General features: G+C 68.1%; 11 protein-coding genes. 9 read left to right on the top strand and 2 right to left on the bottom strand.

Annotation, left to right across the window (positions count from 1 at the left end; all coding sequences use genetic code 11):
* Nucleotide 1: 1 nt before the first annotated feature.
* From BKN37_RS22745 to BKN37_RS22715, 7 genes are all read left to right on the top strand, one after another.
* Nucleotides 2–1,423 (top strand): neutral zinc metallopeptidase, encoded by a 1,422-nt coding sequence (locus BKN37_RS22745; RefSeq protein WP_207547285.1) that lies wholly within the window; start codon nt 2–4, stop codon nt 1,421–1,423.
* Nucleotides 1,424–1,496: 73 nt separating this feature from the next.
* Nucleotides 1,497–2,552, top strand: coding sequence for an LLM class F420-dependent oxidoreductase (locus BKN37_RS22740; RefSeq protein WP_071029209.1), 1,056 nt, complete (start codon nt 1,497–1,499; stop codon nt 2,550–2,552).
* Nucleotides 2,552–3,787 carry a cytochrome P450 gene (locus tag BKN37_RS22735; protein ID WP_071029205.1) on the top strand — a complete coding sequence of 412 codons (1,236 nt, stop codon included), beginning with the start codon at nt 2,552–2,554 and terminating at the stop codon, nt 3,785–3,787. The genes BKN37_RS22740 and BKN37_RS22735 overlap by 1 nt, the downstream gene beginning before the upstream one ends.
* Before the next feature lie 141 nt (nt 3,788–3,928).
* Nucleotides 3,929–5,011, top strand: a complete 1,083-nt coding sequence (locus tag BKN37_RS22730) for a phosphotransferase family protein (protein WP_071029204.1) — start codon at nt 3,929–3,931, stop codon at nt 5,009–5,011.
* Between the two features lie 72 nt (nt 5,012–5,083).
* Nucleotides 5,084–6,436 (top strand): flavin-containing monooxygenase, encoded by a 1,353-nt coding sequence (locus BKN37_RS22725; protein ID WP_071029203.1) that lies wholly within the window; start codon nt 5,084–5,086, stop codon nt 6,434–6,436.
* The gene (locus tag BKN37_RS22720) at nt 6,433–7,044 is read left to right on the top strand and encodes a TetR/AcrR family transcriptional regulator (protein WP_071029202.1); all 612 of its coding nucleotides are present in this window, start codon (nt 6,433–6,435) and stop codon (nt 7,042–7,044) included. Before BKN37_RS22725 ends, BKN37_RS22720 begins: the two co-directional genes overlap by 4 nt.
* A 49-nt stretch (nt 7,045–7,093) precedes the next feature.
* Nucleotides 7,094–8,002, top strand: a complete 909-nt coding sequence (locus BKN37_RS22715; protein ID WP_071029208.1) for an alpha/beta hydrolase — start codon at nt 7,094–7,096, stop codon at nt 8,000–8,002.
* 80 nt (nt 8,003–8,082) lie between these two features.
* Here the strand turns inward: BKN37_RS22715 and BKN37_RS22710 are convergent, their stop codons facing one another.
* Nucleotides 8,083–8,904 (bottom strand): mycofactocin-coupled SDR family oxidoreductase, encoded by an 822-nt coding sequence (locus BKN37_RS22710; RefSeq protein WP_071029201.1) that lies wholly within the window; start codon nt 8,902–8,904, stop codon nt 8,083–8,085.
* The gene (locus tag BKN37_RS22705) at nt 8,901–10,076 is read right to left on the bottom strand and encodes an acyl-CoA dehydrogenase family protein (protein ID WP_071029207.1); all 1,176 of its coding nucleotides are present in this window, start codon (nt 10,074–10,076) and stop codon (nt 8,901–8,903) included. Before BKN37_RS22705 ends, BKN37_RS22710 begins: the two co-directional genes overlap by 4 nt.
* 102 nt (nt 10,077–10,178) lie before the next feature.
* Here BKN37_RS22705 and fabG point away from each other — a divergent pair, with 102 nt between their 5' ends.
* Together fabG and BKN37_RS22695 are read left to right on the top strand one after the other, a co-directional pair.
* Nucleotides 10,179–10,919 (top strand): 3-oxoacyl-ACP reductase FabG, encoded by a 741-nt coding sequence (fabG, locus tag BKN37_RS22700; protein WP_071029200.1) that lies wholly within the window; start codon nt 10,179–10,181, stop codon nt 10,917–10,919.
* On the top strand, nt 10,916–11,313 hold a 398-nt coding region (locus BKN37_RS22695), incomplete at its 3' end, for a thiolase family protein (RefSeq protein WP_278184972.1). The genes fabG and BKN37_RS22695, both read left to right, overlap by 4 nt.

Raw genomic sequence — 11,313 nt, 5'->3', positions numbered from 1 at the left:
GGTGCTGGCCGGATGCGGGTCGGTGGTCGACGGGCACCCGGTGTCGATGCTCTACAACCCGGCACAGGTCGGCGGGCTGCCGGTGACCGACGGCCCCAACGGTCCGCGCGATAACGCGCCCGCCCCGACCGGCACGGTGACCAACACCGATCACGGCAAAATCGACGAACTGGTGACGTTGGCGATCAACGACATCGAAGCGTATTGGAAGGACCACTACGAGGGCTTAAAGCGGACCTTCACGCCCGTCCCGACCTACATCTCCTACGACTCGACCGACCCGAGGGGACCGATGCTGTGCCCCGATGAGCCGACATACCAGAACGAGAACGCGATGTTCGGCGCGTGCCGCTATCCCTTCAAGTGGGACCAGACCTTCATCGCCTGGGACCGTGGTTCGTTCATGCCCACCGCGGAAAAATACTTCGGCCCGATGGCCGTGGTCGGGGTGTTGGCGCACGAGTACGGGCATGCGCTGCAGAGCATGTCGGGCTTGGCGGACAAGTCAACCCCGGTCGTCGTCAAAGAACAGCAGGCCGACTGCTTCGCCGGCGTGTATTTGCACTGGGTAGCCGAGGACCAGTCGTCCCGCTTCACGCTGAACACCACCGAGGGGCTCAACCACGTGCTCGCCGGGGTGATCATGGGCCGCGATCCGGTGTTGGGTCCCGGCGACGAGAAGTGGATCAAAAAGGGTCATGGGACGGCGCTGGACCGGGTCGGTGCGTTCCAGATGGGCTTCGACACCGGCACCGCGGTGTGCGCGGCGATCGACATGGCCGAAATCGAGCAACGCCGGGGTGACCTGCCAATGGCGTTGCGGCCCGATGATTCCGGCGACGTGCCGACCGGTGACGTGGACATCGACAAGGACACCCTGTCGGCGCTGATGGACGTGATGAACAAGATCTATTCGCCGCAGCAGCCGCCCACCCTGTCCTACGACACCCCGCAATGCGCGGACGCCCAAGCCAGCCCCCCGGCCTCGTACTGTCCGGCCACCAACACCATCAGCGTCGACCTGGCTGCCTTGGAGGAGATGGGGACGCCGGCCGACGAGCGAAAGAACAAGGTGATGTTGCAGGGCGACGACACCGCGTTGTCCGTGGTCATGTCGCGGTACACGCTGGCGCTGCAACATCAGCGGGGTGTGGAGCTGACCTCGGCGATGGCGGGGCTGCGGACCGCCTGCCTGACCGGGGTGGGCCAGCGCGGGATGGCGGAACCGGCCGGCACCGACGGCAAGGGCCTGATTCTCACCGCCGGTGACCTGGATGAAGCCGTCACCGGCCTGTTGGCCAACGGGCTGGCCGCCAGCGACGTCAACGGCAACACCGTGCCGGCCGGCTTCACCCGGATCCTGGCGTTCCGCTCCGGCGTGCTGGACGGCGATGCGGACCGGTGCTACCAACGCTTCCCGTAACCACCGGCCATTGACCATACTGAATGGCTTACTGTAGCTTCTTTCACATGCGAAGCGGGTGCCGGTGGCGGGCATGAGCCCGAGCCCTGGCCCGGGCCTCAAGATCGACCGGGGGCTGCCCAACCAATTGGACCGGGTGGCCAGGGCGGCCGACGAATTGGAACGCCACGGCTATGACGGCTGCTGGGTCGGGGAGATCAACCACGATCCGTTCCTGCCGTTGTTGCTGGCCGCCGAGCACACCTCGCGGCTGGAGGTGGGCACCAGCATTGCGGTGGCGTTCGCGCGTAACCCGATGACCGTCGCCCAGGTCGGCTGGGATCTGCAGGCCTACTCGCGGGGCCGGCTCAATTTGGGCCTGGGCACCCAGATCCGGCCGCATATCGAGAAACGATTCAGCATGCCGTGGAGCCACCCGGTGCGCCGGATGCGGGAATTCGTGTTGGCGTTGCGGGCGATCTGGACGGCCTGGCAGGACGGCACCAAGCTGGGTTTCGACGGCGAGTTCTACACCCACAAGCTCATGACGCCGATGTTCACCCCCGAACCCCAACCGCACGGCTTCCCGAAGATCTTCCTCGCCGCCGTCGGCGAAGCGATGACCGAGCTGTGCGGTGAGGTCGCCGACGGCATGCACGCCCACGCCTTCACCACCCGGCGCTACCTCGCGGAGGTGACCGTCCCGGCGCTGCGGCGCGGCCTGCAGCGGACGGGGCGGGAGCGCAGCGCATTTCAGCTGTCGGCGCCGGTGTTCGTGGTGACCGGCGACACCGACGCCGAACTGCAGGCCGCCGCGGCCGCGACCCGCAAACAGCTGGCGTTCTACGCGTCGACGCCGGCCTACCGGGCGGTGCTCGACCTGCACGGCTGGGGCGAGCTGCACACCGAATTGCACCGGCTGTCGCTGCGCGGCGCCTGGGACGAGATGGGCGCGCTGATCGACGACGAGATCCTCGACGCGTTCGCCGTGGTCGCACCGGCCGGGGACGTGGCCGCCAAGCTGCGCGAGCGCTGCGACGGGGTGATCGACCGCGTCCTACCGGGTTTTCTGTCCGGCGTTTCCGAGTCCACGGTGACCGCCATCGTGAACGACATGCGGACCGATGTGACCGTGTCAGGGAGGAACTGATGAGCACCCGGATTATCGATGCAGCCGCCCAGCTGTTCGCCACCCCGAAGGCCTACACCGACGAGCCGAAACTGCATGCGGCACTGCGGCATCTCCGCGGTCACGCCCCGGTGTCCTGGGTCGACGTCCCGTCCTATCGACCGTTTTGGGCGATCACCAAACACGCCGACATCATGGAAATCGAACGTAACAACACGCTGTTCACCAACTGGCCGCGCCCGGTGTTGGTGACCGCGGAAAACGATGAGCGCCAGGCCAATATCGGGGTGCGCACGCTGATCCACATGGACGACCCGCAGCACCGCGAGATGCGGGCGGTCGGCGCGGACTGGTTTCGGCCCAAAGCCATGCGGGCGCTGAAGGCCCGCGTGGACGAACTGGCCAAGATCTACGTCGACAAGATGATGGCCCAGGGCCCGGAGTGCGACTTCGTCCAAGAGGTGGCGGTGAACTATCCGCTGTATGTGATCCTGTCGCTGCTGGGCCTGCCGGAATCCGATTTCCCGATGATGCTCAAACTCACCCAGGAGCTGTTCGGCAACGACGACGACGAACTCAGGCGCGAGGTCCCGCCCGGTGAGGAGATGACGGCGCTGCTGGAAATGTTCCAGTACTTCACCGAGGTGACCGCATCACGGCGGCAAAACCCCACCGAGGACATGGCTTCGGTGATCGCCAACGCCCGGATCAACGGCGAGCCGCTGTCCGATATCGACACGGTCTCCTACTACGTGCTGATCGCCGCCGCCGGCCACGACACCACCAGCGCCACCATTTCCGGCGGCATGCTGGCGTTGCTCGAACACCCGGAGCAGCGGGAGAAGCTGCGCGCCGACCTCGGCTTGATGCCGCTGGCCGTTGAGGAGATGATCCGCTGGGTCACCCCGGTCAAAGCGTTCATGCGCACCGCCGCCGCCGACACCTCGATCCGCGGTGTCGACATCGCCGCGGGGGAGTCGGTGCTGCTGTCGTATCCGTCGGCCAACTGCGACGAAGAGATCTTCGACGACCCGTTCACCTTCGACATCGCCCGCGACCCCAATAAGCACGTCGCGTTCGGCTACGGCGTGCACTTCTGCATGGGGGCGGCGCTGGCCCGCATGGAGGTGAACAGCTTTTTCACCGAGCTGCTGCAGCGGCTGGACTCCGTCGAACTGGCCGGTGCGCCCCAGCACATCGCGACGACGTTCGTCGGCGGGCTCAAACACCTGCCGATCCGGTACTCGCTGCGGTGAGCGCCCGCCGCCCGTTCGCGGCCCGTTTGCGGGGCGCACCGCCCTGGTCACCGGCGCCGCGCCCGGGTTGGTGCAGCGCATGGCCATCCGGTTCGTGGCCCAGCACCGCGCAGCACCCGAGCAACTGGAAGGACATCCCCGATGAATCCCGTGGCGTCGATCCCGCGTTATCCCACCGACGTGACCAGCGGGTGGCTGTCGGGGGTGCTGAGTTCGCGTGGCGAGCCGGTCGAGGTGCGCGAGGTGGACGTGCGACCCGTCGGGACCGGGCAAACCGGCGCCACCTACCGGCTGTCGGTCCGCTACGCGAGCGATCCGGGCGGCCTGCCGGAGACCTTCGTGATCAAGCTGCCCGCCGGCGACGACACCGTCCGGGACCGGGTCGCGTTGGGCTACCGCAGCGAATGCGCGTTCTACGCCTCGGTGGCCGATCGGGTGAAGATCCCGGTGCCGCAGTGCTTTCACTGCGAGATCAGTGCGGACGCCGCCGACTACGCGCTGCTGCTCGCCGATGAGTCGCCGGCGACGCAGGGCGACCAGATCGCCGGCTGCGGGGAGCAGCAGGCTCGGCTGGCGGTGCGCGCCCTGGCCGGGCTGCACGGGCCCACCTGGTGCGGCCCGGAGTGGCCCACCTTCCCCGGCCTGGCGATGACGCAGCTGGATGCGGCGGGTGCCAAGGGGATGGGCGACGTCGCCCGGATGAGCGCCGACATCACCGTCGAGAAGCTCGGCGCGAAACTCGGTGCGGCCGACTGTGACACGCTCAAAGCCGCGATGGACGTGGTGACCCCGTGGGTGCTGGCGCGGCCCGAGCGGTTCAGCTTGATCCACGGCGACTACCGCCTGGACAACATGCTGTTCGTGCCGGACGGCAGCGCGATCCGGGTGGTCGACTGGCAGACGTTGGGGGTCGGCCTGCCCACCCGGGATCTCGCGTTCTTCGCCGCCACCAGCCTGGAGCCGGGGCTGCGGGCCGCCCTCGAACGGGACCTGGTGACCGAGTACCACACCGCCCTGCTGGACTACGGCGTCACCGACTACGACCGCGAAACATGCTGGCAGGATTACCGGTTCGGGGCCATCCAGGCGTTGCTGATCTCCGCGCTCGGCTTTGCTTTCGCGGTCGGCACCGACCGCGGTGACGACATGATCGTCACCATGCTGCGACGCAGCTGTCAGGCCGTCCGTGAGCTGGGGACGCTGGATCTGGTCGACACCGTCTGACGACTGTCAGATATCGTTGACACTTGTCAGCCACGCCGCGTAGGCTGGGTCGACACAGTGAGGAAGTGGGCCGTGGATCAACAACTCCCGCGCACCGCGGTCATCGGCGCCGGCATCAGCGGCCTGACCGCCGGCAAGATGCTCAACGACTACGGCGTGCCCTACACCACCTTCGAGCTGTCCGACCGCATCGGCGGCAACTGGGCGTTCGGCAACCCCAACGGGCATTCCAGCGCCTACCGGTCGCTGCACATCGACACCTCGAAATATCGGTTGTCGTTCCAGGACTTTCCGATACCCGAGCACTATCCGGCGTTTCCGCACCATTCCGAAATCAAGGCCTACCTGGACTCCTACGCCGACACCTTCGGGCTGTTGGACAACATCGAGTTCAGCAACGGCGTCGTGCACGCCCGTCGGCTCGACGGCGGCGGGTGGGAGATCGAGGACCAAGCCGGCACTACCCGGCCCTTCGATCTGCTGGTCGTCGGCAACGGGCACCACTGGGACCCGCGGCTACCCGAATTCCCCGGCACCTTCACCGGCGAAACCATCCATTCCCACCACTACATCGACCCCCAGACGCCGCTGGCGTTGACCGGCAAGCGCATCCTGGTCGTCGGCATCGGTAACAGCGCCGCCGACATCACCGTCGAACTGTCCTCCAAGGCGCTGCAGAACCGGGTCACCCTATCCACCCGGTCCAGCGCCTGGATCGTGCCGAAATACCTCGCCGGCCGCCCCGGCGACATGTTCTGGCGCACCACGCCGTATCTGCCGTTGTCCTGGCAGCGCAAGGCGCTGCAACTGGCCGCGCCGCTGCTCGGCATCGACCCGACCCTGTACGGGTTGCCGCCCGCCAACCACAAGCTGTTCGAAGCGCATCCCACCCAGTCGGTGGAGTTGCCGCTGCGGCTCGGCTCCGGGGACGTGATCCCCAAACCCAACGTCGCCCGGTTCGACGGTGCCACCGTGCACTTCGACGACGGCAGCCACGACGACTTCGACGTGATCGTCTACGCCACCGGCTACAACATCACCTTCCCGTTCTTCGACCCGGACTTCATCAGCGTCCCGGACAACCACATTCGGCTCTACAAGCGGATGTTCAAACCCGGCATCGACGATTTGGTCTTCATCGGGTTCGCGCAGTCGGTGCCGACCCTGTTCCCGTTCGTGGAGTGTCAGTCCCGGCTGCTGGCCGCCTACGCCGTGGGACGCTACGCGCTGCCCACCGTCGCGCAGATGGAGCGCGTCATCGACGCCGACCAACAGCTGCACGCCGGGCACTGCACCGATCGGCCCCGGCACACCCAGCAGGTGGACTACTTCTACTACGAACACGACATTCGGGCCCGCGAGTTGCCGGCCGGAATCCGGCGCGCCGCAGCACGATCCCGGCTGGTGGAGGTGACCCCGGCATGAGATCGGTCACCGACCGCCGGCCGCCGCAACCCGGCGACGCGCGCCGCGACGCGATCCTGGACGCGCTGGACCGCTGCCTGCAGGAGACGAGTTTCGACGCGGTCAGCCTCGCCGCGGTGGCCCGCCAGGCCGGGGTGTCCCGGTCGGCGTTCTACTTCTACTTCGAAAACAAGGCGGCCGCCGTCGCCGCCCTGATGGAGCGGATGTACGACGACACCTTCTTCGTCAACGACGTCTTCACCCTGGGCGCCGACTCCCCGCGGGCCCGCGTCCGCACCATGCTCGACGGGCTGTTCGACACCTGGGAGCGGCACCAGCACCTGTTCGCCGCGATGCTGGCGGCCCGCGGCCACAGCCCCGCGGTGCGGCAGCTGTGGGATAACGCCCGCGAGTCCTTCGTCGACTCGGTGGCCGGCATGATCCGCGCCGAACGGGCCGCCGGAGCCGCGCCCGACGGGCTGGACGCCACCGTGCTGGCCTCGGTGTTGTTGGAGTTCAACGACCGAATGTTGGAGCGGCTCACCACCGGTGGAGCGCTGACCCGTCAGCAGCTGATGGACGGGGCGGCCGCGATCTGGTTGAGCTCGGTGTACGGGCTGACGTCATGAGCCGCGCCGACGACGATGCAGCGCGCAGCGATGAGGAGGAGTGGCGCTGATGAGCCCGGCCGAGGTGATGTTCGACAGCGCCGGGGTGGCGTGCAGCGGCTGGCATTTCCCCGCCGCCGGGGATCGGCTGGCCGGCCCCGCCGGTAGGCCGGCGGTGGTGATGGCGCACGGCTTTGGCGGCACCAAGGATTCGGGGTTGGCGCCGTTCGCCGAGCGGTTCGCCGCGGCCGGGGCCGACGTGCTGGCGTTCGACTTCCGCGGTTTCGGCGCCTCGCATGGGCAGCCGCGGCAAAGCATTTCGATCAAACGCCAGATCCAGGACTATCACGCGGCGGTGGCCGCGGCGCAACGCCTGGCCGGGGTGGACCCGGACCGTGTCGTGCTGTGGGGGCCGTCCCTGTCCGGCGGTCACGTGCTGCGCGTGGCCGCCGACCGCGACGACGTCGCGGCGGTGATCGCGATGACCCCGCTGACCAACGGCCTGGCGGTCGGGCGTGCCGCGGTGGTGCAAAGCGACCTGCCCGCCGCGCTGCGCTGGACGCTGACCGGGGTGAAAAGCCGTGTGGCGGTGGCCGCGGGCCGGGATGCGACGCTGATGCCACTGGTGGGCCGCCCCGGTGCACCGGGCGCGCTGGCCCTCGACGGCGCGTACGAGAGCTACCTGGCGATCGCCGGGCCGACCTGGCGCAACGAGGTCGACTGCGCGGTGGGCCTCGAAGTCGGCCTGATCCGGGCGAATCCGTCCGCCAAGCGGCTGCGCTGCCCGCTGCTGGTGCAGGTCGCCGACTTCGACCGGTACGTTCCGGCGAGTTCGGTGATCAAAACCGCGGTGCATGGCCGCGCGCAGGTGCGCCACTACCCGTGCGACCACTTCGATGTCTGGCCCGGCCATCCGTGGTTTGAGCGGGTCGCCGAACATCAGGTGGCCTTCCTGGCCCGGTTGTTCGAGCAGTCCTGACTGTGCGGTTTCATCCGCTCCGTCGCTGAAAAGCGGATGAAACGGCACAGTCGGCGCAATGCCCAGGGCGAAGCCCCCGGTTAGTACTGGGTGGAGCCGAGATCGACCGCGATCCGCGCCGCGGTGACCAGTCGCGACTCGCCACTGGCCAGCCAGCAGACCGCGTCGGCGATGTCTTCCGGCTCGGCCACCCAATCGGGAAGAAACGGCGTGACCATGTGGGTCAGCTGCGGATTGGTCTCGTTGGCTTTGTGCAACGCCGCCAACATGTCACCGGTCCCCATCGGGGTGTTGACCGCCCCGGGGTGCAGGCTGTTGACCCGAATCGAATGCTTGCCCAGCTCGGCGGCGAACGCGCGCGCCATCCCGGTCACCGCATGTTTGCTGGCCGTGTAGTGCACCATGAACGGCTGCAGCTTGAGCCCGGCGGCCGAGCTGATCAGGATGATCGAGCCGCCGCGGCCGCCGTCGATAATGTGCTGCGCACCGGCCATCACCGTGTTCCAGGTGCCGGTCACGTTGACATCCATGACATCGCGGAACGACTCCGGGGTAATGGCGTCCCAGACCTGCGGCGCGGTGATGCCGGCGTTGGCGACGATGATGTCCAGCCGCCCCAGGGCGGCCACCCCGGCGTCGACGGCTTCGCGCAGCCCGTCGTAGTCACGGGTGTCGACGATGCTGGACCGGATGCGACGGCCGGTGGCTTCGACCAGACGCACGGTTTCAGCGAGATCCTCCGGCGTCGCCGGCTGATAGGGCACGCAGTCGGGCAGCTTGCCGGCCACGTCGACCGCGATGATGTCGGCGCCCTCGGTGGCCATCTTCACCGCGTGCGCGCGGCCCTGCCCGCGCGCCGCACCGGTAATGAAGGCCACCTTGTCCGTGAGTCGACCGCTCATATGCTCTCCTTGATTTGCCGTTGCGCCGATTTGACCAAACCGCCGCCGATGATCAGGCGCTGAATTTCGCTGGTGCCCTCATACAAGCGCAGCAGCCGGACGTCGCGGTAGATGCGTTCGACCGGGACCCCGCGCATGTAGCCGCTGCCGCCGTGGATCTGGACCGCGAGATCGGCGACCTTGCCGGCCATCTCGGTGCAGAACAGTTTCGCCGCCGAGGGTGCGATCCGGCGGTCCTCGTCGGCGACCCAGGCGCGGGCGGCGTCGCGCACCATCGCCCGGCCGGCCAGCACCCCGGTCTGCTGGTCGGCGAGCATCGCCTGCACCAGCTGAAAGTTGCCGATCGGGGTGCCGCCCTGGGTGGCGGTGGCGGCGTAGGCCACCGACTCGTCCAGCGCGCGCTGGGCGGCGCCGACCGCCAACGCGGCGATGTGCACCCGGCCGCGGGCCAACGAGGTCAGCGCGGCCCGGTAGCCGAGATCCTCGCTGCCGCCGACCAGTGCGGTCGCGGGAACTCGCACGTCGGTGAAGCTGACGTCGGCGGTCCAGGCCCCCTCCTGACCCATCTTGGCGTCCTTGACCCCGACCTGCACCCCGCCGGCGTCCGCGGGCACCAGGAACACCGCGATGCCCGCGCCCTGGTCGTCGGCGGGCCGGGTGCGGGCGAACACGATGAACAGGTCGGCGACCGGCGCGTTGGTGATGAATCGCTTGTGCCCGGAGATCAGCCAATCCGTGTCGTCGCGAACGGCTTTGGTGTGCAGCCCGGCCGGATTGGAGCCCGCGCCGGGCTCGGTCAGCGCGAACGAGGCGACAACATCGCCGGCCGCGATCGGGCCCAGCCAGCGCGACTTTTGCTCCTCGGTGCCGAACCCGACCAACACCTGGCCGGCAATCCCGTTGTTGGTGCCGAACATCGACCGCACCGCCAGCGACGTGTAGCCCAACTCCATGGCCAGTTCCACGTCCTGGGCGAGGTCGAGGCCCAGCCCGCCCCACTGCTGCGGTATCGCGTAGCCGAACAGGCCCATCTTTTTGGCCTGGTCGCGCAGGTCGTCGGGCACCCGGTCCTCGGCCAGGATCTGCGACTCCCGCGGCACCACCGCGGTACGGACGAACTGGCGAGTCTGGGCCAGGATCTCGGCGAAATCGTCGTCGCTGACTTCACTCATCGGCACCACACCTCCTCATCGCAGCCGGGACGACCGGTTGGCCGCCGCGATCATATATGAAATAGGATGACCGCAGGAACGCGGAGAAGGACGGGTGATCACATGACGTTGCTGACCGGTCAGACGGCGGTCATCACCGGTGGTGCGCAGGGTTTGGGGTTCGCCATCGCGGAACGATTCGTCGCCGAGGGCGCCCGGGTGGTGCTCGGCGATGTGAACCTGGCGGCCACCGAATCCGCCGCCGAGCGGCTCGGCGGTGCCGACGTGGCGGTGGCGGTGCGGTGCGACGTCACCGCGGCCGCCGACGTCGACGCGCTCGTCGGCGCGGCGGTGGAGAAGTTCGGCGACCTGGACATCATGGTGAACAACGCCGGCATCACCCGCGACGCCACCATGCGCAAGATGACCGAGGAACAGTTCGACCAGGTCATCGCCGTGCATTTGAAGGGCACCTGGAACGGGCTGCGGGCGGCCGCGGCGATCATGCGGGAGAACAAGCGCGGCGCCATCGTCAACATGTCCTCGATCTCCGGCAAGGTCGGCATGGTCGGGCAGACGAACTATTCGGCGGCCAAGGCCGGCATCGTCGGGATGACCAAGGCCGCCAGCAAGGAGTTGGCGTATCTGGGTGTGCGAGTCAATGCCATCCAGCCGGGGTTGATCCGCTCGGCGATGACCGAGGCGATGCCGCAACGCATCTGGGATTCGAAAGTCGCCGAGGTGCCGATGGGGCGGGCCGGCGAGCCCGAGGAGGTGGCCAAGGTCGCGCTGTTCTTGGCGTCGGACCTGTCGTCGTACATGACCGGCACCGTGCTCGAGGTGACCGGCGGGAGGCACCTATGAGCATCCGCGAGGCGGTGATCTGCGAGCCGGTGCGCACCCCGATCGGCCGCTACGGCGGGATGCTCAAGTCGCTGACCGCCGTCGACCTCGGTGTCGCCGCACTCAAGGGCCTACTCGAGCGCACCGGCATCCCGGTCGACGCCGTCAACGACGTCATCGTCGGGCACTGCTATCCCAGCAGTGAGGCGCCCGCGATCGGGCGGGTGGTGGCCTTGGATTCCGGTCTGCCGGTGACGGTTCCGGGGATGCAGGTCGACCGCCGGTGCGGGTCGGGTCTGCAGGCGGTGATTCAGGCCTGTCTGCAGGTCGGCAGCGGCGACCACGAGGTGGTGATCGCCGGTGGCGCGGAAAGCATGAGCAACGTGGTGTTCTATTCCACCGATATGCGCTGGGG

The organism is Mycobacterium talmoniae (assembly GCF_001854525.1).
Lineage (GTDB): Bacteria > Actinomycetota > Actinomycetes > Mycobacteriales > Mycobacteriaceae > Mycobacterium > Mycobacterium talmoniae.
Note: the sequence above shows the minus strand (reverse complement) of the source record. Positions and strands in the feature narration are given on the sequence as shown.